Annotated in this window: 20 protein-coding genes; 11 read left to right on the forward strand and 9 right to left on the reverse strand. The window is 63.0% G+C overall.

The window, feature by feature from the left end; translation table 11 throughout:
- Positions 1-58 precede the first annotated feature (58 nt).
- From CGLAUT_RS01480 to CGLAUT_RS01495, 4 genes are all read left to right on the forward strand, one after another.
- Positions 59-811, forward strand: a complete 753-nt coding sequence (locus tag CGLAUT_RS01480; protein WP_290185849.1) for an ABC transporter ATP-binding protein — start codon at positions 59-61, stop codon at positions 809-811.
- Positions 808-2,253, forward strand: a complete 1,446-nt coding sequence (locus CGLAUT_RS01485) for an ABC-2 family transporter permease (protein ID WP_290185851.1) — start codon at positions 808-810, stop codon at positions 2,251-2,253. Before CGLAUT_RS01480 ends, CGLAUT_RS01485 begins: the two co-directional genes overlap by 4 nt.
- 53 nt (positions 2,254-2,306) lie before the next feature.
- On the forward strand, positions 2,307-3,458 hold the full coding sequence (locus CGLAUT_RS01490) for an ATP-binding protein (RefSeq protein WP_290185852.1): 1,152 nt from the start codon (positions 2,307-2,309) through the stop codon (positions 3,456-3,458).
- A gap of 100 nt (positions 3,459-3,558) precedes the next feature.
- Entirely contained in the window at positions 3,559-4,464 is a 906-nt protein-coding gene (locus CGLAUT_RS01495; RefSeq protein ID WP_290185854.1) for a hypothetical protein, read from the forward strand.
- Between the two features lie 10 nt (positions 4,465-4,474).
- On the opposite strand, the gene CGLAUT_RS01500 is transcribed toward CGLAUT_RS01495, so the two are convergent.
- Entirely contained in the window at positions 4,475-5,440 is a 966-nt protein-coding gene (locus tag CGLAUT_RS01500) for a 1,4-dihydroxy-2-naphthoyl-CoA synthase (protein WP_290185856.1), read from the reverse strand.
- On the opposite strand from CGLAUT_RS01500, the gene CGLAUT_RS01505 reads away from it, so the two are divergent.
- A complete protein-coding gene (locus tag CGLAUT_RS01505; protein WP_290185858.1) occupies positions 5,439-5,630 on the forward strand; it encodes a hypothetical protein in 192 nt (63 codons plus the stop codon). The two genes, CGLAUT_RS01500 and CGLAUT_RS01505, sit on opposite strands and share 2 nt — an antisense overlap.
- On the opposite strand, the gene CGLAUT_RS01510 is transcribed toward CGLAUT_RS01505, so the two are convergent.
- Positions 5,627-5,938, reverse strand: coding sequence for a DUF202 domain-containing protein (locus tag CGLAUT_RS01510; RefSeq protein WP_290185860.1), 312 nt, complete (start codon positions 5,936-5,938; stop codon positions 5,627-5,629). The two genes, CGLAUT_RS01505 and CGLAUT_RS01510, sit on opposite strands and share 4 nt — an antisense overlap.
- Before the next feature lie 10 nt (positions 5,939-5,948).
- On the reverse strand, positions 5,949-6,380 hold the full coding sequence (locus CGLAUT_RS01515) for a YidH family protein (RefSeq protein WP_290185861.1): 432 nt from the start codon (positions 6,378-6,380) through the stop codon (positions 5,949-5,951).
- A 24-nt stretch (positions 6,381-6,404) separates the two neighbouring features.
- Between CGLAUT_RS01515 and CGLAUT_RS01520 the strand changes: the two genes are divergently transcribed.
- From CGLAUT_RS01520 to CGLAUT_RS01530, 3 genes are all read left to right on the forward strand, one after another.
- A complete protein-coding gene (locus CGLAUT_RS01520) occupies positions 6,405-7,406 on the forward strand; it encodes an o-succinylbenzoate synthase (protein ID WP_290185863.1) in 1,002 nt (333 codons plus the stop codon).
- A gap of 119 nt (positions 7,407-7,525) precedes the next feature.
- The gene (locus CGLAUT_RS01525) at positions 7,526-9,106 is read left to right on the forward strand and encodes an SLC13 family permease (protein WP_290185865.1); all 1,581 of its coding nucleotides are present in this window, start codon (positions 7,526-7,528) and stop codon (positions 9,104-9,106) included.
- A gap of 79 nt (positions 9,107-9,185) precedes the next feature.
- Positions 9,186-10,196 (forward strand): LacI family DNA-binding transcriptional regulator, encoded by a 1,011-nt coding sequence (locus CGLAUT_RS01530; RefSeq protein ID WP_095659163.1) that lies wholly within the window; start codon positions 9,186-9,188, stop codon positions 10,194-10,196.
- A 53-nt stretch (positions 10,197-10,249) separates the two neighbouring features.
- Here CGLAUT_RS01530 and CGLAUT_RS01535 read toward each other — a convergent pair whose 3' ends face one another.
- Genes CGLAUT_RS01535 through CGLAUT_RS01560 form a run of 6 tightly spaced genes read right to left on the reverse strand, consistent with a single transcriptional unit; the run spans position 10,250 to position 15,776 of the window.
- On the reverse strand, positions 10,250-10,939 hold the full coding sequence (locus CGLAUT_RS01535; RefSeq protein ID WP_290185868.1) for a DUF1868 domain-containing protein: 690 nt from the start codon (positions 10,937-10,939) through the stop codon (positions 10,250-10,252).
- A 4-nt stretch (positions 10,940-10,943) separates the two neighbouring features.
- The gene (locus CGLAUT_RS01540; protein WP_290185870.1) at positions 10,944-12,254 is read right to left on the reverse strand and encodes an ABC transporter substrate-binding protein; all 1,311 of its coding nucleotides are present in this window, start codon (positions 12,252-12,254) and stop codon (positions 10,944-10,946) included.
- Positions 12,255-13,085, reverse strand: a complete 831-nt coding sequence (locus tag CGLAUT_RS01545) for a carbohydrate ABC transporter permease (RefSeq protein ID WP_095659166.1) — start codon at positions 13,083-13,085, stop codon at positions 12,255-12,257.
- Positions 13,086-13,090: 5 nt separating this feature from the next.
- Positions 13,091-14,056: a carbohydrate ABC transporter permease gene (locus CGLAUT_RS01550; RefSeq protein WP_290185872.1), complete on the reverse strand. Its 966-nt coding sequence runs from the start codon at positions 14,054-14,056 to the stop codon at positions 13,091-13,093.
- Positions 14,056-15,135: an ABC transporter ATP-binding protein gene (locus CGLAUT_RS01555; RefSeq protein ID WP_290185874.1), complete on the reverse strand. Its 1,080-nt coding sequence runs from the start codon at positions 15,133-15,135 to the stop codon at positions 14,056-14,058. The genes CGLAUT_RS01550 and CGLAUT_RS01555 overlap by 1 nt, the downstream gene beginning before the upstream one ends.
- A gap of 17 nt (positions 15,136-15,152) precedes the next feature.
- The gene (locus CGLAUT_RS01560; protein ID WP_290185876.1) at positions 15,153-15,776 is read right to left on the reverse strand and encodes an HAD-IA family hydrolase; all 624 of its coding nucleotides are present in this window, start codon (positions 15,774-15,776) and stop codon (positions 15,153-15,155) included.
- A 190-nt stretch (positions 15,777-15,966) separates the two neighbouring features.
- On the opposite strand from CGLAUT_RS01560, the gene CGLAUT_RS01565 reads away from it, so the two are divergent.
- From CGLAUT_RS01565 to CGLAUT_RS01575, 3 genes are read left to right on the forward strand one after another with little or no spacing between them, the layout of a single operon-like run.
- The gene (locus CGLAUT_RS01565) at positions 15,967-16,494 is read left to right on the forward strand and encodes a hypothetical protein (protein ID WP_290185878.1); all 528 of its coding nucleotides are present in this window, start codon (positions 15,967-15,969) and stop codon (positions 16,492-16,494) included.
- An 11-nt stretch (positions 16,495-16,505) separates the two neighbouring features.
- Positions 16,506-18,134: a 2-succinyl-5-enolpyruvyl-6-hydroxy-3-cyclohexene-1-carboxylic-acid synthase gene (gene menD / locus CGLAUT_RS01570; protein WP_290185880.1), complete on the forward strand. Its 1,629-nt coding sequence runs from the start codon at positions 16,506-16,508 to the stop codon at positions 18,132-18,134.
- Positions 18,134-18,541, forward strand: coding sequence for a DUF3592 domain-containing protein (locus CGLAUT_RS01575; protein WP_290185882.1), 408 nt, complete (start codon positions 18,134-18,136; stop codon positions 18,539-18,541). Before menD ends, CGLAUT_RS01575 begins: the two co-directional genes overlap by 1 nt.
- Positions 18,542-18,549 lie beyond the last annotated feature (8 nt).

The following is an 18,549-nucleotide window of genomic DNA, read 5'->3' on the forward strand; positions in this document are numbered from 1 at the left end:
GCCGGTTTCGTCCTGCGGGCGGATCTGTTTGCGGCGGGTGGTCGTGAGGATGAGGGGCATGGACTTTCGACCATCCCAACTCGCCTGCGAGGGCGTCTCCGTCGCGTTCGGTGCGCAGCAGGTACTGCACAATGTTTCCCTGACCACCATTCCCGGGCGCGTGCATGCGCTGCTCGGGCCGAACGGAGCGGGCAAATCGACGCTGATGTCGGTGCTGCTTGGACTGCTGGAACCCGACGCGGGCACCGTGACGCTGATGGGCGAGCCGTTTCGGCGCGAGCGGCTGCGGCATGTGGGTGCGTCGATCAACGACCCTGCGTTTTACGGGCACCTGAGTGCACGCAATAACCTCCGGGTGCATACGACGCTGTTGGGCTTGCCGGATTCGGAGGCCGATCGCGTGCTGGACCTCGTGGGGCTTGGCGGCGCGGGGAAGAAGAAGGCGTCGACGTTTTCCACCGGCATGAAAGGCCGGCTCGCGCTCGCGCAGGCACTGATTGGTGAGCCCGACGTGCTGGTGCTGGACGAGCCGCAAAACGGTCTCGATCCGGAGGGCATCGCACACCTGCGCACCTATTTGCGCGAGTACGCGCGCGCCGGGCGCACCGTGCTGGTGAGCTCGCACCAGCTCGGTGAGGTACTGCACCTTGCCGACGACGCCACCGTGATCGCCGGCGGCTGCGTGCGTTTTGCCGGGGAGCTTGCCGCGCTGGGGCCGAACTTGGAGGAGTCTTTCTTCCGGCTCACTTCGGGGCAGGCTGGGCAAGCTGTGCAGGGCGGGCAGGCTGTGCAGGGTGGTGAGGCGCGGTGACGGGCACTAAGCAATATGTGCGAGCCGAGTGGATCAGGGCGCGCGGATCGACGCTGTGGTGGTTGGCGTTCGCGGGACTTCTGCTTGGGTGCGTGTTCACCGTCTTCGGGATGGGCTTCCAAGTGGAGACGGCGAGCGACCTGATGAACTGGCACGGGCTGTTGATTACCGGCATGGCAGCGCCGCTCGCCGCGTTGTTCGCAGGCTCGGCGGAAACGCGGGAGCGCACGGCCCGCTCCGGCGGCACCGCGTGGCGGCCGGTGTCTGCGCGGGCGACGCGCGCCGTGCGCCTGCTCATGGTCTGGGTGGCGCTTGCAGTGTTTTACCTGCTCGCCTTCGGCGTGACGTGGTTGGCGGCGGTGCTGCTTGGCTACGAGGGTTCGTCCCAGGTCGCGCTCGCCGGCCTCTTCGCCTGGGGTGGGGCGCTCGGCGCGGCGGGGCTCGCGGCAGGTGCGAGCCGCCGCATCGGGGTGCTACCGACCATCGGCATCGCCGCAGCATGCAACCTGGGGCTGGGCTTCTTCGTCGACCGCGACTGGTGGTGGTTCAACCCGGCCGCGTGGCCGCTGCGGCTGGTGCTGCCGGCGATGGGAAAACAGTTCAACCTGTTGCCGCTTGAGCCGGGCTCGCCCATGTACGGGGAGTCGCCGCTACCAGCGCTGGGCCTCTGTCTGCTGCTCGCCGCGGCAGGGTTTGCCTGCGCAGTGCTTATGGAACCACGCACGGTGCGCCCGCGCCGCAAACCGGAAACGCACCAGGTGAACGCCCCTAAAGCAACTCGCCCCGCAGTCGCGCGTCCAACCCATGTGAGATTCGGAGCTGCGCTGCGCGGTATCCATCGCGCCGCGCTCACACCCGCTCTCGTTGCCGCGCTCGCGCTCACCGTGCTGGTCATGGTGTTTGCCATCCGCTACCCGGCGGAGGTGCGCCACGCCTTGGCTACCTACGTGCTCTTGCCGGTCGGTGCCGGGGTGCTGCCCACGCTCATCTGGCCCCGTCTGCGCCCCGCCTGGGCTTTGATGCAGATCGAGCACCCGAAGACGTTGACCGCGCTGCGCACTTGGGTGCTCGCGGTGGTGGCGTTTGTCGTGGCAATCGCGGCGATCACCGGCGGGGCAACTCTGGGCGGCGAGGCGCGCCGGTTCCTGCTCGCCGTGCTGACCACGGGTGCGCTTGCGCTGCTCGCACTGATCATTACCGCGCGCTTCGGCGTGGCCTGGGCACTCGCGGCCACGATCGTGTGGACGGTCTTCTCTCTGACCATCGGCGGCGATGTCCTCGCCTCCACGCCGCTGTGGATCCTCGCGGTGCCGGCGTGGCCGGAGGTCGCCGACACCACCGTCCGCTTCGCCATCGCACTCACCGCCGCGGTGGCATTGTTCGTCGCGGCGTGGGCGGGAGCGGGGAGGGCGCTAAAGGGGATCGCGCCTCTCCGTCGATAAGCGAACAGCCCTTTTTATACATTGGGCAAATATAAACTGCTATAAAGGGTGGCATGCAGCGCAGTCCCTACACCCCAGGCAGTGTCGCACCCGTGGTCTACGGGCGCGAGGCACTGCTTCGCGATGCCCGCCGCGACCTCGCCTTCATGAAGGAGTTTCCCGAGCTCAAAGGCCGGCTGGAAATCTTCGTCGGCTCGCGCGGGGTGGGGAAGACAAGCCTGCTGCGCACAATCGAAAACGACGCGCGCAGCCTCGGGTTCGCCTCGTGCTGGATCACCGCCGGCGACGGCCCGTTCCTCGGCGCGCTCGTGGAGGCGCTGGACACGCTCTCGCGCGAGTGGCACGACGCTGCGCGCGAGCAGCTCGCCAGCATCCTGCGCAACCTCTCCGTCACCGTCGCTGGAGTCAAGGTCACCAGCAATGCGGACGAGCCGACGGCCGAGATGAGCAGCCTCGGGCGCGTCGTTCAGCAAGCACTCCAGGAGGCAGCGGAAGGTGCAGGTTCGCCGGGGCTTGTTTTGCTTGTCGACGAAATCCAGGCCGCCGATGCCGATGGCCTGCGCGCTTTGGCCTACGCGTGGCAGCACCTGCAATCGGAGGCCCCGGGCCTGCCATTGATGACTTTCTGTGCCGGCCTGACCCACAGTCAGGACGTGATCACGGACGCGGTGAGTTTCGCCGAGCGCTTTCGGTACCGGCAGCTGGAAAACCTCGACCCGGAGTCCTCGCGGGCGGCGTTGGAGGAGCCGGCGCTGGCGCGCGGCGTGCACTGGACGCCGGAGGCGCTGGACAAGGCGTTGGCACTTGCAGCGGGGTATCCCTACTTCTTGCAGGTGATTGGCGACGAAGCGTGGAAAGCCGCCGGCTACCCCGATGCCGGCGAGGTGATCGGCGGCTCGCACGTATCGGAAGCGAACAGCCAGTTCCGCGAGGTGCAGCGCATCTTCTTCCGCTCCCGCTGGATGAAGGCCACCCCGTTAGAGCAGGAATTCATGAGCGCGATGGCCGCCGACGGGGGATCGCCCGCGCGGCGCGGCGAGATCGCAGAGCGCATGGGGCGCACCACTCAGTCGATTTCGATGGTGCGCCGCTCGCTCATGGACAAAGGGCTTATCGACGCCCCGGCTCACGGCTATGTCGAGTTCACCGCGCCCGGTTTTGCGGAGTTCGTGCGACGAGAAGGTGACCCGTCCGAGGAGCACTGAACCGATCTAGGTCGCAGCGCGGCGAAACAGCTGGGGCGATTGTGACGATACTAGGGGTGATTCCACAGTTTTGACCTATCGCAGCCTTAGGAGTCCCCCGATGAAGAAGCTGATCGCCACCGCGGTCGCTGTCGCCGCCACTCTTGCCCTTGTCACGCCCGCATCCGCTGCAACCCTCACTCCCGAAACCGATCAAAACGGCGGCCTGCAATGTCGCATCACCCTCACCGAGCCGGAGCGCGTTGGTGCGCAGAAAGCTGAGGCGGCGGCCAAGACGCTCACGTTGGCAGGGCACGAGGTTGCCCGTGCTGAGGCGCTGGAGGCCGCATACCCGGGTGCGAAGGCGCACGGTGACGCGTACGTCGACGACCCGAACGTGCGCCAGTTCCTCAACGACGACCGCACACTCGCGCTCGGCCAGGCCAGCGGCAGCAAGTCCACGCCGGAGACACTCGCAGGCAAGGACCGTGCACGCGAAGCAGCAAAAACGAAGCTCGTCTCAGTGGGTATGCATCCGACGACGGCGGACAACTACCTCGACAGCAAGCAGGGCACGCAAATCCAGGACCAAGCCTACCTGAAGCAGATGCCGCTTTCGGCTCAGTACGTCATCGGCATCGACCGCGGCTACCTGCGCCACAGCAAGCGCGACGGCGTGGTAGTGGGCAACACCGGTGAAACCGTGGCGCGCGGACTGCCGATCGATGAGCCGCAGCGCACCGCGTTTGTCTTCCACTTCAACAACACCTACTACGGGCGCGCGATCAACGAGCTTGAGCGAGGCTACGCCGACCTGCTCACCACCGCGCCCAGCGAGTGCCACAAGGGGTTGGGCGAGCTCTACTTCCCGGCTGACTTCGTCGTGCCCGAGCCGGAAGCCACTCAGCCTGCACCGCCGAAGCACCCGGTGCTCGCGATGTTCGAGACCTGGTTCAAGGCGCTCGGATCGCTCATCGAGTCCCTGATTCCGGGTGCCAAGCTCCCGGTGACGCTCAGCTCCAGCTAGCCAGTTCCAGTTAGTAGTAGTACGGGAACTGATCCCAGTTCGGGGGCCGCTTCTCCAGGAAGGAGTCGCGGCCCTCGACTGCTTCGTCCGTCATGTATGCCAGGCGGGTGGCTTCGCCGGCGAAGACTTGCTGGCCTACGAGGCCGTCGTCAAGCAAATTGAAAGCAAACTTGAGCATGCGCTGGGCGGTGGGGGACTTGGTGTTGATCTCGCGGGCGGCCTGGATGGCTTCCGCCTCGAGTTCGCCGTGGTCCGCGACGATATTCACCGCGCCCATGTGCTGCATGTCTTCGGCGGTGTAGGTGCGGCCGAGGAAGAAGATTTCGCGCGCGAACTTCTGACCGACCATCTTGGCCAAGTAGGCGGAGCCGTAGCCGGCGTCGAAAGAGCCGACGTCGGCATCCGTCTGTTTGAAGCGGGCTTCCTGACGCGAGGCGATGGTCATGTCGCACACCACGTGCAGGGAGTGCCCGCCCCCGGCTGCCCAGCCGTTGACCACGGCGATGACCACTTTCGGCATGGTGCGGATCAGGCGTTGCACTTCGAGGATGTGCAGGCGCCCGCCCTCGGCTTTCACGCGGGCTTCGTCGACGTGCTCGGCGGTGGCGGCTTCGACGTCGGCGTCGTGCGCGGTGGCGTATTGGTAGCCGGAGCGGCCGCGAATGCGCTGGTCGCCGCCTGAGCAGAACGCCCACCCGCCGTCCTTCGGGCTCGGGCCGTTGCCGGTGAGCAGGACAGTGCCTATCGACGGGTCGCGCCGCGCGTGGTCAAGCGCCTGGTAGAGCTCGTCGACGGTGTGGGGGCGAAATGCGTTGCGCACCTCGGGGCGGTCAAACGCGATGCGGACGATGCCGTCGGCGCGGGTCTCGCCTACGTGGCGGTGGTAGGTGATGTCCGTGAAGTCGAAGCCCTCGACGCTGCGCCACTGGGAGGCGTCGAAGGGCTGCGCGGTGGAGTATTGCTGCTGCTCGCTCATGCAGACCGATGGTAGTGGCGTTGTAGACCTCAAGGTTGTAGACCTCAAGCAAGGCGCCGGGCTAAAAGCCCAGGTGGGGTGTGACTGGTGTGGCGCCGAAATCGTTTTCGTCTACAACGTAGAGCAGCAGATGGGATTCAGCGGCGCGCGCGAGGGGTACGCGCGCGAGGGGTACGCGCGCGAAGGCTAGCGCAGCACCACCAGCACCAACGACCCCACCCCAAGCAAGAACACTGTCGCTGTCATAGCGACAATCCGCCCGATTGCTGGCTCCACGCGCTCGTGCTCGATCCCGGCCACCTCGCGCGTATACGCCGCGCGGTTCGACAGCACCACGTACACCGCGGCGACCAGCGTCAGCACGACCAACGCCATCACCCACGGCCCGAACACGTGCGCCCAGCGCAGAAGGATCAGCGACACCACCAGCATCGCCACGGCTGTGCGCGTCCAAGCCATCGATGTGCGCTCGGGCTGCAGCCCCGGATCAGCGTGCACCCAAAATCACCTACACCGCGATCAGGACGATCGTGACCGCAAGCGCCACGAACACCAACAGCGACAGCACCGGAATGATCGCCGGCACCGGCAGCGGTTTGCCGGTGCGCATGGCGCGCTCGACGTGCACCCAACGCACCGCCGCGCCCGCGGAGATCGCCACCCCACCAAGAATGACCAGCACCGCCACCGCAGTTTGGTGCCGAGGGTGCATGCCCTGGATCTCAAACGCAGCCAGCGCGATCCCGCCCGCCAGAAACGCGAGCGCCGTGCGCGTCCACGCAAGGAACGTGCGCTCGTTCGCCAGCGTGAAGCGCGGATCGGGCTCCTCGCCGTCGGGGAAGAGGCGGCGCGCAAACGCAGTGCGCTCGTCTGCGCGCTTGTCTGCGCGCTCGTCTGCGCGCGCGTCGCAACCCCGCTCGCTGCCAAGTTCGGTGCTCATGGCCCCAACGCTACGCTGGCCTGCATGCCCACGCCGCCCACGCTGAACCCGCTGCATACCCCGCACCCACTGCCCACAGTCGAGAAGATCCTCGAACGCGCCCACGTCGTCGCGTTGCCAATGGCAGTGAAGTTCCGCGGCATCACCACGCGCGAGGCGCTGCTCATCGACGGCCCCGCCGGCTGGGGCGAATTCTCCCCGTTCGTGGAGTACGCCGCACCCGAAGCAGCGATGTGGCTGCGTGCCGGCATCGAGGCCGCTTTCGAGGGGCTGCCCGAAGCGCACGGCACCGTCGAGGTCAACGGCACCGTCCCCGCCGTCGCCCCGAAAAAAGTCGAGGCGGTCCTCGCACGGTTCCCCGGAGTGCACACCTTCAAAGTCAAGGTCGCAGAAAAGGGCCAATCGCTTGACGACGACATCGCTCGCGTCAACACCCTCCGCCAACTGCAGCCCGAGGCACGCATCCGCGTCGACGCGAACGGCGGCTGGAGCGTGGAAGAAGCCGTCGCCGCCGAAGCCGCCCTCACCGCGGACGGATCCCTGGAGTACCTGGAGCAACCCTGCGCCACCGTCCAGGAACTCGCCGAAGTGCGCGCTCGGGTGGGCACCCCGGTCGCCGCCGACGAGTCCATTCGCCGCGCCGAAGACCCATATCAGGTGGTGAAGCATAGTGCGGCGCAAATAGGCGTCGTTAAGCAAGCGCCCCTTGGTGGGGTACGAAATGTGCTGAAGCTGGCGGCCGAGCTGGGCCTTGAGCTCACCGTAGCGAGCGCGCTGGACACTGCCGTGGGGATTGATGCGGGGCTGGTCGCGGCAAAGCTCACCGGGTCGCGCGCCGCGGGCCTTGCCACCCAGCGGCTGTTTCTTGAGGATGTCGCGCCGGAGCGCTCGCTTATCGACGGCTCCTTTACTCTGACTCGGACAACCCCCGACGCCGACCGTCTGCACGCACTTCGGGCTTCGGCCGAGCGGCGCGACTGGTGGTTTGAACGGGTTCGCGCGTGTTACCCCCATTTAGGGGCGTAGTCGGTATCAGTTCGGAAGCAAATTCTGCGTTTTTGCTATAGGCGGGGATTCGCGGGCTTAGAGTTTGGCGGACATCGGCGTACAGCCGTCCATGAATATCGTGAAAGAAGGAAGCCGCGATGTCTACTCCTGTAGTGCACGATTCGTCCGCACTGTCGGACGGCGATCTTGCCCCCAGTCCCGAACCGGGAGAGTGGCGCCGTCAACTCATCGGCCTGCTTGCGGGTATCGCTCTCGCCATCCTCATCTACTTCATCTTCCCTTCAGGCGCGGGTGACACCGTGGCTGCTTCACCGGGGGCCAAGGAAGATGTCGAATACACCTCGCAGGCGATGCGCGTCGTCGCCGCTACCACCGTGCTGATGGGCGTGTGGTGGATGACCGAGGCGATCCCGCTCGCCGCGACCGCGCTGCTGCCAATCGCCATCTTCCCGATTATGGGAGTAGCCAAGTTCAAAGATGTCGGTGCGCCGTACGCGTCCGCGACCATCTTCTTGTTCATGGGCGGCTTCCTCTTGGCACTTGGCCTGCAGCGCTGGAACCTGCACCGCCGCCTGGCGCTCTATGTGGTGAAAATCGTCGGCACCTCGCCGCGCCGTCTCATCCTGGGCTTCATGCTGGCGACCGGATTCATGTCCATGTGGGTGTCCAATACCGCGACCGCCGTGGTGATGTTGCCGATTGGTACCTCCGTGCTGATGCTCACTGCAGACACCGTCGGCGGCATGAAGAACCAAGCGAAGTTCGCTACCGGGCTCATGTTGGCGATCGCCTACGCCGCGTCCATTGGCTCGCTGGGCACGCTGATTGGTACCCCGCCGAACGCGCTGTTGAAGGGCTACATGGAGGAAGCACACGACATCACCATCGGCTTCGGCCGCTGGATGATGGTGGGCATGCCGGTCGCCATCATCTTCCTCTTCATCGCGTGGTGGCTACTGGTGACCGTCTTCAAGCCGGAGATCGACGAAATCCCGGGTGGTAAGGAACTCATCGACGAGGAGATCCGCAAGCTCGGCCCGTGGACCTACCCGCAGATCATGGTGGGCATCATTTTCGTGCTCGCGGCCCTGTCCTGGATTTTCATCCCGCTTGGCATTGAGCGCTACGGCTGGTCGTTCCCGTACGACGATGCGATCGTGGGCATCATCGCCGGCCTGTTGATGTTCACCATCCCCGCGGCAAAGGATGGCAAGCGGCTGCTGGACTGGGAGACCGCGAACGAAATGCCGTGGGACGTGCTGCTCCTCTTCGGCGGCGGCCTGTCCCTGTCCGCGATGTTCACCTCCACCGGTCTGTCTTTGTGGATCGGTGAGGCCGCGAAGAGCCTGGCGACACTGCCGATGTTCCTGCTCATCGTGGCAATCTCCGCGCTGATCATCTTCCTGACGGAGCTGACCTCCAACACTGCAACGGCGGCAACCTTCCTGCCCATCATGGGCGGTGTTGCGGTGGGCATTGGCCTGACCGGCTCCACCGAGATGAACGTGATGCTGCTGTGCATCCCGGTTGCGCTCGCCGCTACCTGTGCATTCATGCTCCCGGTGGCGACCCCGCCGAATGCGATCGCCTACTCCTCCGGCTACGTAAAGATGGGCGACATGATCAAGGGCGGTATCTGGCTGAACCTCATCGGCATCGTGCTGATCTCCCTGGCGACCTACTTCATCGCCGTCCCAGTCTTCGGACTGGTGCTCTAAGCCCACAAACTTGCGGCGTCCTACGGATGAAAGTGGGTCAATCTGACGCTTAGGCTCGCGAAAGCTTAAGATTCGTGTCGTGCCAACCCGCGAGCCGCGCAGACCCACGATCCTCGACGTAGCCAGCGTCGCAGGGGTGTCGAAGTCAACCGTGTCGCGGGTGATGCAAAATGACGCACGAGTCGCAGAAGACACACGCGCCAAAGTGCGGCAGGCTATCGAGGAACTGGGCTACGTTCCGGCTCTTTCTGCTCAGCTCATGCGCGCTGAGCCGGCTCCAACAATCGGGCTGTTCGTCAGTTCCGTCGATATCCCGATCTTCGGACAATTGAACCGTTATCTTCACGAAGAGCTCAACGCGCTCGGGTACCACGTACTTCAAGAAACAATTGTGAGCTCGACGCGCAGCGAGCAGGAATCCGCGATGGAAAACCTCGTTCGCATGCCTATCAAGGGAATGCTGGTGTCAGTTGGGGGCGTCGAGAACGATCTGCATCAGAAGTACGCGGCGCGCGTGCCCCTTCTTGTCGTGGGTCGACCTGAGCCGAGCGGCACGCTCCACTCTGTCGGTTACGACGAGGATTATCACGGGGAAACTCTGGTTGATCACCTCGCGAAGCTGGGCCACCGGAAGATTATGATGCAAGACGCTCGAATGAACCGAACTATGGGTACCTGGACACGCGTTCAGGCGCAGAAACGACGTGCAGCGGCGTTGGGGATCGAGTTCGACGCGACCTACACCAGCCTGATGAGCGAACGAGAGCTTGAACAGTGGCTTCTGAAAACACTGGATGATGGATACACCGCGATCATGGCTGTGTTCGACCGGAGGCTTGTTCAGCTGCTCCAAGCCGCAAAACGATTAGGCATCAGGGTCCCAGAAGACATCTCAATGACCGGCTCGGACGGTGTCATGGACGGTGTCGACCTTCTCGGCTTAACAACTGTAAGAAAGCCAGTAGAACTGGTTGGACGCGGTGCAGCTCGCAGGATTGTTGAACTTGTGGAAGGCCCCGAACCTGCAGCTGTTATCAACGAGCGGTACCGCGGCGAACTCATCATCGGAACGACAGCCGGCCGACCCTAGAAACGAATGTGGCCGCGCGGAATGCGCGAGGCCACACTCAAGTGTGATCTTGCCTAGAGGGGGAGAACCTCCGGGAATGCCAGCATGTCATTGAAAATGTTGAATGCAGGTCGCTCGAGGTCAAAGACCTCGATCTCCCGCACCCACTCTGTGTAAAGTTCCGCCAACTCCGCGTTCAGGTCGGAGGTGAGTTCGGGCGCGCTCAGGCGGTAGCCGAGGCTCGAGTGAAACAGATAGGTGTCGAAACCTGGATCTGAAATCTCCAACACGTCGCGAAGCGTCGATCGGAACAGGTGCAGCTCGTTCGCCATCTGATCATCAACCGGCTCCAAGCCAACCGTGAGTGAGACCCCCAAGTCGTAAACATGGGTGGGCCGCATCCGCAGATCAGGCACGGGCGCGATGTCAGCTTCGGTGAGTCGCTGGCGCATCATGCTTACTGCGGTGGGCAGATCCATCACACCACTCAGCCAACCGGGCCACTTACCTGATTCGCCTTGGATGGCCCTGTCCTTCAGGCCGGGAAACACAGTCATGTGATAGCTCGACGGGGGGAGGAGGCCGAAATGCTCCGCCAGGCCTCGAGAGCGGACATCGTCTTGAATACGCTTCTCCACCTCGTAGGTGGGGCTGTCTGGGACAACATGCGCAACGAAGGTGGATCCACGGTGGCGCTTCGCCACACCTTCGGCAGTGAACTTTTCGAAGGTCTGCGGGTTGCTATCCAACGGAAACTTCGCCATTGCCCTAGTTGCCTGCACGCTTGTTGTAGGACTCAATCTCGTTGGATGCACCTTGCTGAGCTTCCTCAAGTGCGGTAGCCGGGTTCGAGCCGTTCGCAAACGAGGACATCGCAGCTTGGTACGACTGACGGGCAGCGTTTAACGCACCGGTCTTGCATCCAGCGGTGATCTTGTTGCTTGGGGTGTTTTGCAGCTGATCAACCAGGGCCTGCTGCTGCTCAGTTAGACCTGCGAGCGCGTCATTGGCACCGTTGGTGGTGGGCAGGTAACCGGTCTCCTCGAAGATTTTCTGCTGCACCTCGTCAGAACCGACATACTTCATGAACTCCCACACCGCTTCTTGGGTTTCTTTGGAGTGTCCCTCCTTGATTGCCCACAGCGAGTTGCCGCCCGGGACCGCGCCGGCTTCGTCAGTGTCACGGGGCAGGGCGATGATGGACCAGTCGAAGCTGGGGTTCGCCTCGGTGATGTTGCCGTAGTTTCCGGAGGAGTTGAGCTGGATTGCGGCTTGCTCTGACAGGAACGCACCGGTCGCAGCGGAGCCGTCGTTACCCGGATTGTGAATGACACCTGCTGAGTAAAGGTCCCCGATTCGCTCCCACAACTTGACGGTCTCGTCCGAGGTGAGATTGAACTCGGTCGCTGCCTCATCGACGCCGTTCTCCGGAGTGCAAAGGAACTGGTCGGTCATGGACTGGAACTGCTCCATGTACCAGCCGCTCTGGTGGAAGGTGAGACCTGGGCGTCCAGTCGTCTCATGAACCTTTTCCGCCGCGTCGAGGAGGCCTTCTACGGTCTCGAGGTCAGCGTGGCTCAAACCTGCCTCTGCAAGAGCGGTGTCGTTCACGTAGATCGCCGGCTGAGACACCATGAACGGCATGGAATAGACCTTGTCTTCGAAGGTGTAGTAATTCGCCACAACGTCAACCAGATTGTCCCAGTCGTAGTCCTCTCCGAAGTCCTGGGCCGGTTCTGCAACACCGCTGTCGCGCAGGTACGCAGTCTGAACGTCCGAAGCCTGGAGGAGCGCCGGTAGGTCACCGGTTTGCACTGAGGCAATGAACTTGGCAATCGCATCCTCGTAGCCCCCCTGGTAGGAGGCCTGGACTTCGATTTCTCCTTGGTGCTCCGCATTGAAGTCACTGACGATTTCTTCGAGGGTGGTCGCAGCTGCGCCCGACGCGGAGTGCCAGAAATCGACGACGACGGCACCGTCGGCGGTGGTGGCGGTGTCACCTTCACTGCCGCCGCAAGCGGTCAGGGAAGACGCAGTGAGGATGGTTGCGGTTGCAAGAGCGAAAAACTTCTTGGACATTTACTTGACAGCTCCTTCGGTGAGGCCGCGGGTCAGGTACTTCTGACCGAATACGACGAGCAGGACGGTTGGGATGACGGCGATCATGAGGCCAGCGAGGACGAGACCAGTGTCGATAGCAGCTTCGTCGGCAAGCGCCTTGATGCCTGGTTGGATGGTGCGAACTGATGCAGATTGGGTGATCAACAGTGGCCACATGTATCCGTTCCACGCGGCGATGGCGCCCGTGACAATGGCGGTCATGCAGACCGAGCGGTTGAGGGGGAGTAGGAAGGACCAGAGGAATTTGAACGGTCCTACGCCTTCCAGAATCGTGGCTTCGCGGATTTCCTTGGGGAAGCCCAGGAATGCCTGATAAAAGAGGAACAACGTGAAACTGGACGCGAGGTACGGCAGGAAGATGCCGACGACGGTATCGTAAAAGCCCATGCCGCGAACCGTGAGGTAGTTACCAATGACGGCAACCTCACCGGGGATCATCATCGGGAGCAGGAAAAAGATGAGGACTTTCGACGCGCCGGGCAAGCGGCCGAAGACAAGTGCATATGCAGCGAGCACCGAAGTGATGAACTGTCCTGCCGTCTGGCACACGGTCACGATGACGGAGTTGATCAGCTGACGGCCAATCGAAGACTGCTCCCAGGCACGCGGGTAGTTGCTGAAGATGGTGTCGCCGAAGAATAAGGACTGGACACCGCCTTGGATGTCACCGGACGATCGGAACGAGCCAACTAGCGCAAACACGATCGGCAACGCAATGGAGAAGCAGACCAGGAGCAACCAGATCCACATCACCACAGTTGTAAAGGGGGAACGAAGGTTGTTGTTCATGGGGCTTACCTGTTGTTTCGGTTCGAGAGCCTGAACTGGATCAGCGTGAGGACGAGGATGATGACGAACAGGACCATGCCACGCGCGGACGCGGCAGCGAAGTCCGCTGTGCCGCCGCCGAAGGCCAAGTCGTAGATGTCGAGCACCAGAGTTCGGGTCGAATTTCCCGGTCCGCCGCCAGTAAGAACTTGGAAAATGGTGAACTCCTTCATCGCCGCCATCGCCTGCGTGACAGAAAGAACCAGCAGCATTGGCGCGATGCTCGGCAGAATGATGTGACGGACGTACTTAGAGCCGGTTGCTCCATCAAGGTTTGCTGCCTCCACCATCTCCCCAGGAATGCCGTCGATGGCGACGAGCATGAGCAAAGTGACGAACGAAATGCCGATCCATACATCTGTGATAAGCACCGAGATCATCGCCATTCGAGGACTTGTCAGCCAACCAACCTGGTCGAAGCCCATGGACATGAAGACTTGGTCGAACAGGCCGACAACAGGTGCGAACATTTGGCGGAACACCAAGGTTCCAACTGCCGTGGAGACCGCCATCGGGATCAACACCACCGGCCTCATCCACACGGTGCCTTTCATGCGGTACGACAGCGGCAGTGCGATTGCTAGGCCGATAGCCAGCTTGAGAATCACCGATGCCACGGTGAACAGCAGGGTGCGGGAGAACGTCGACAGGAATGTTGGGTCCGAAAACATGTTGAGGTAATTGTCGAACCCGGTGAAGCCAGCTGGTCGGCCGAATAGGTCGGTCGACGTGAAAGAGAGGTAGAGCGCGCGGAAGAACGGCCAGAAGTCGAAAACAAGGAACAGAATGGTCGCCGGAAGAAGGCACAACCAGGCCCACAGTTCTCCTCGCTGGCGTGGGGCTTTCGGGCCTGCCGTGTTCTCCCGCGCTGTTTCGAGTGCGTCAACGGGAGGGACCTCGGGGCCGGGAGCCCCTTTCAGCTGCATACTCATCAGTTGATCCTCGCTGTGGTTTCAGCGTCGAACAAGTGAAGGAAGTCGCGATCGAAACGCAGGTCGAATGCGTCTCCTGCGGCGATCCGCAACGTGTTCGGCACGCGGATAATGAAGTCCCCGAGATCATTCAGACCGTCGATTGAAGCGTGTACGTACTTGTCGGAACCGAAGTTCTCGACGTACTCCGCCGCGGCGCGGGTATCGCCTTGACCATCGCTCACCACCTCAAGATTCTCTGGGCGGATGCCAAGCACAACGCGATTGGACGTCGGCTGCTGTGCAAGGGGCGGGAGGGGGAGTCGGATGTGTCCAATTGTGATCTCGCTGCCCTCGATCGTGCCCGTCATCATGTTCATCGACGGGGTGCCGATGAACGTGGCGACGAACGTATTCGCTGGCGTGAGGTACAGCTCCTCGGGCGAACCAACCTGCTGCATGTCGCCGCCTTCGAGCACGGCGATGCGATCGGCCATGGTCATGGCCTCGGTCTGGTCGTGCGTCACGTACAGCATCGTCGTGTTCAGGCGGCGCTGCAGCTGGCTGATCTCCGCGCGGGTGGACACACGAAGTTTGGCGTCCAGGTTGGACAGCGGCTCGTCCATCAAGAACACCTGGGGGTCGCGAACGATTGCACGGCCCATAGCCACACGCTGCCGCTGGCCACCGGACAGTGCTTTGGGAAGGCGCTCAAGATACTGGTCGAGGTCGAGCAAGCGGGACGCCTCAGCGACTCGCTTCTGCTGCTCATCCTTCGACACGTTTTGCATCTTGAGTGCGAAAGCCATGTTCTCCGCCACAGTCATGTGCGGGTACAGGGCGTAGGACTGGAACACCATCGCGACGTCACGCTTGGATGGCGCGAGCGTTGATGCGGGGGTGTCGCCGATGTAGATCTCGCCTCCGGTTAGTTTCTCCAAACCGGCCACCATGCGCAGAGTTGTTGATTTGCCAGATCCAGATGGTCCGACGACGGCTACGAACTCCCCGTCGCGGATAGCTAGATCCATATTGTTGATGGTCGGGCGGGGGTTACCGGGGTAGTGGAGGGTAGCTTTATCGAAAGTAATAGCTGCCATGTGTGATCCCCTACGAGTTATCGTTTGGTAAGGATGCCGAGGGATTGCAATTCAAAGCGCGCTTGATCTACCGAGCGCCACAGGTGCCCGTGCCAGCCTGCGGCATGCGCTCCGACAATGTTTCTCTCTCGGTCATCAAAGAAGTGGATGGTGGAGGGTTCCACATCCGAAAGATGGCTCGCTGCAAGGTCATAGATAGCCCTGTCGGGCTTCATGAGGCCGTGTTCGGACGAGAAGACGAGGTGGGCGAAGACCGATGCCCAGTCGCTTTCCCGAACGCTTTGCGCCATCCGGTGCGGAGCATTGCTCAAGATTCCGAGTGGCACGCCGGCATCCGCAATCTCAAGTAACAGTTGGTGGGGTTCCCTGGCAATGGTCGAAGCCAGCTCAGCGTCCTTGGCTGCCGCAGAGGCAACCAGAGCTGGATCGGATTCGATTCCTGCACGCTGAAAGACTGGGGGCCAAAACTGTTCGTCAGCCGCGCCGAGGTCGTACTCGTCCCGGATCGCCCAGTAGCTGTCCGTGAATACCTCACGGTCGAACTCGCCCTTGAGGGCAGCCAAGTGATCCAATAGCTGCTCCATTCGGGTGCCTTCCGGTACGAGAACTCCGCCAATGTCGAAAATGACGACTGGTGACACGACGTCTCCCTTTCGTTGCCGTTCAGTGGGAACGTTCTCACCAAACCGCACCCAGGTTTCTCTGGGGTGAGATTGAGTTAAAATCTAGTTGAACATGTGGGAACGATTTCATGCAGTACATGGGCATATTCAGAAGTTTTCTCTGCAACTAAGATGGGGAGAATCTACGGTGGCGGTTTATCCTTTCCCCATGGATAACGAGACGCGCCAGTTTGGTTCTCAGAGCAACGCACCTGAGCCGCAGCGCAGGCAGCGCCCCAAGCAGTACATTCCGGAACAGCAGCCCCAAGAGCCGTCTTATAGCGAGCCCCACTATGACGAGCCGTACTATGCGCCGGAGCCTGCCGACTTCGAGCCCGAAAAGCGCGACAACGTTCCGGCCATCATCTTTGGTGTGCTGTTCGCGATCGCCGTGGCCGCGGCAACGGTGCTGTTCTTCCTTTGGCGCGGTGCCGCTGCGGAGGCGGACAAGCCGCCGGTCACGGTGACGCAGACCGCGACCGAGGTGGTCACCACGACTGAGACCACCACCCGCCGCCCGTCGCTCTTCGGCCGCGACGAGACGACGCAGGCCCCGGCCCCAGCCCCGGGTGAGCCGACTGTGACGCAGCCGCCGCAAACTCCCGCGCCAGCTCCGGATCTCGAACTCCCGTCAGATGTGCGCGACGCACTCGACGAGCTGGTGGGGGAGGCGGAGTCCCTCTTCCCGCAGCAGTAGGCTCACAAGGCATGGATTCGCACGCGCTTGCACACAGCCTTGCACACAGTGTCGTTGACTCGCTCGCCCGCAACGTCACGGATGTGGTGATGAGCCCAGGTTCGCGCAACTCACCGTTGGCTTACGAGTTGCTGGCTCGCACGGATCTGCGCGTGCACATGCGTATCGACGAACGGTCGGCCGCGTTCACAGCCCTCGGACTCGCCCGGGTCCAGCGGCGTCACGTGGCTGTGGTGATGACGTCCGGGACAGCCGTGGCCAACGCGTATCCCGCGCTGATCGAGGCACACATGTCTCACACCCCGCTCGCGGTCGTGAGTGCGGACCGCCCCGAGCGGCTCATTGGCACGGGTGCCTCGCAAACAATCTGGCAGCAGGGGATCTTCGGCCGCTACGCTGCCACGCAGCAGGTCACCACGCTTGACGACGCAGCGGCGATCTCGTTCGTTGACGACCAGGTGCACATCAACGTTGCCCTGGACATCCCGCTGGTGCCGGATGCGCTTCCCGAGGCCCACGGCGCTCCTCGCCGCGTCGGCCCCGGCCGCCTGGACACGAAACCCGCCTGGGTGGACCACGGCGCCGTCGACGTAGATCTCAGCCGTGACACGCTGGTGATCGCCGGCGATGAGGCGTGGGATGTGCCGGGACTCGAACATGTGCCCACCATTGCGGAGCCGACCGCGCCGACCCCGTTCCACCAGGTGCATCCGTTGGCCGCGCGGTTCTTCGCTCAGAACGAGGTCGCCATTTCCCACGACGGCGGGGACTTCGCTGCCTCGACCAAGCCGCAGCAGGTGATTGTGGTGGGGCATCCCACACTGCACCGCGACGTGATGGCCCTGCTGACGGATCCAGACATTGAGGTCATCGGCATCTCACGTACCGATGTCTTCACCGGCAAACCGGATCGGCGTGGCTCGCGCGTCAACGCCACCGGGCAGCCGAGCGATACGTGGTTGAAGATCTGCGAGGCAGCCGGTGACGTGGGGGCGGAAACCGTGCGCGCTGCGCTTGAGGACGACGAGTTCGGGTTCACCGGCCTCCACGTCGCCGCGGCCGTCTGTGACACGCTCGCCGTCGGCGACACGCTCGTGCTCGGCTCCTCCAACCCGGTGCGCGACGCCAGCCTCGTTGGTATGCCGTTCGACGGGGTTGACACCTACGCCGCGCGCGGCGCTGCAGGCATCGACGGCACCGTTTCCCAGGCGGTGGGTATCGCCCTTGCCACCCAGGCGCTGCGGGCGGATGAGATCCGGGCGCCGCGCACCGTTGCGCTCATGGGGGATCTCACCTTCTTGCACGACATCAATGGGCTGCTCATCGGCCCCGACGAGCCGCGCCCAGGAAATCTCACCATTGTGGTGGCCAACGATGACGGTGGCGGCATCTTCGAAGCACTGGAAGTCGGTGCCGAGCCAGTGCGAAAGGAATTTGAGCGGGCTTTCGGGACCCCGCACGGGGTGGACGTCGAAAAGCTTGCGACTGCCCATGGTGCGCACTACCTCAAGGTTGAAACCCTGGCTGAGCTCAGCGAAGCCCTGATTGAACTGGAAGCGGAGCCCGCCCCGATTGCCGTAGTGGAGGCAGCGACAACCCGCGCGACTCGCCGCGCGCTTGCGCAAAGGCTGGCGAAGTAATGCAGGTGCGTCGCCGCCTACAGCAGCTCGTGCTGGCGCTGTACACCGCGGCCCTCCTCGGAGCTGTTGCGATGGTGCTCGGGCCCGTGATTAACGATGCGCACATTCACGCCGACCCCGGTCGCGGGATTGCCACCGTGCTCAAAGTGGATCAGCACCGTACCGCCGTGGAGTACGAGGGCGAGGATGGCAAGCTCCACGCGCCACGCGCTGGATTGTTGTACCCATCGGGCCTGGGGGAGGGGCAGCGAGTCTGGGTGACGTATGCCAAGTCTGACCCTGACCTGGTGAAAGTCGAAGGCCGCGGGTGGTACCTTTCGCTGCTGCCCGCCGGGTCGGTGACTGTGGTGGCGACGTTGATTGCCGCGGCTGGCTGGTTCGCGGTCTCCCGCGCAAAATTCATGTGAATTTTACG

Source organism: Corynebacterium glaucum, from assembly GCF_030408855.1.
In the GTDB taxonomy this organism is placed as follows: Bacteria; Actinomycetota; Actinomycetes; order Mycobacteriales; family Mycobacteriaceae; genus Corynebacterium; species Corynebacterium glaucum.

Excerpts from the sequence above, each read along its gene's own strand:
- CGLAUT_RS01495 (WP_290185854.1), top strand. The coding sequence starts at position 3,559 with ATGAAGAAGCTGATCGCCACCGCGGTCGCTGTCGCCGCCACTCTTGCC.
- CGLAUT_RS01480 (WP_290185849.1), top strand. The coding sequence starts at position 59 with ATGGACTTTCGACCATCCCAACTCGCCTGCGAGGGCGTCTCCGTCGCG.
- CGLAUT_RS01525 (WP_290185865.1), top strand. The coding sequence starts at position 7,526 with ATGTCTACTCCTGTAGTGCACGATTCGTCCGCACTGTCGGACGGCGAT.
- CGLAUT_RS01550 (WP_290185872.1), bottom strand. The coding sequence starts at position 14,056 with ATGAGTATGCAGCTGAAAGGGGCTCCCGGCCCCGAGGTCCCTCCCGTT.
- CGLAUT_RS01535 (WP_290185868.1), bottom strand. The coding sequence starts at position 10,939 with ATGGCGAAGTTTCCGTTGGATAGCAACCCGCAGACCTTCGAAAAGTTC.
- CGLAUT_RS01575 (WP_290185882.1), top strand. The coding sequence starts at position 18,134 with ATGCAGGTGCGTCGCCGCCTACAGCAGCTCGTGCTGGCGCTGTACACC.
- CGLAUT_RS01540 (WP_290185870.1), bottom strand. The coding sequence starts at position 12,254 with ATGTCCAAGAAGTTTTTCGCTCTTGCAACCGCAACCATCCTCACTGCG.
- CGLAUT_RS01490 (WP_290185852.1), top strand. The coding sequence starts at position 2,307 with ATGCAGCGCAGTCCCTACACCCCAGGCAGTGTCGCACCCGTGGTCTAC.
- CGLAUT_RS01565 (WP_290185878.1), top strand. The coding sequence starts at position 15,967 with ATGGATAACGAGACGCGCCAGTTTGGTTCTCAGAGCAACGCACCTGAG.
- CGLAUT_RS01555 (WP_290185874.1), bottom strand. The coding sequence starts at position 15,135 with ATGGCAGCTATTACTTTCGATAAAGCTACCCTCCACTACCCCGGTAAC.
- menD (WP_290185880.1), top strand. The coding sequence starts at position 16,506 with ATGGATTCGCACGCGCTTGCACACAGCCTTGCACACAGTGTCGTTGAC.
- CGLAUT_RS01520 (WP_290185863.1), top strand. The coding sequence starts at position 6,405 with ATGCCCACGCCGCCCACGCTGAACCCGCTGCATACCCCGCACCCACTG.
- CGLAUT_RS01545 (WP_095659166.1), bottom strand. The coding sequence starts at position 13,085 with ATGAACAACAACCTTCGTTCCCCCTTTACAACTGTGGTGATGTGGATC.
- CGLAUT_RS01515 (WP_290185861.1), bottom strand. The coding sequence starts at position 6,380 with ATGAGCACCGAACTTGGCAGCGAGCGGGGTTGCGACGCGCGCGCAGAC.
- CGLAUT_RS01500 (WP_290185856.1), bottom strand. The coding sequence starts at position 5,440 with ATGAGCGAGCAGCAGCAATACTCCACCGCGCAGCCCTTCGACGCCTCC.
- CGLAUT_RS01505 (WP_290185858.1), top strand. The coding sequence starts at position 5,439 with ATGCAGACCGATGGTAGTGGCGTTGTAGACCTCAAGGTTGTAGACCTC.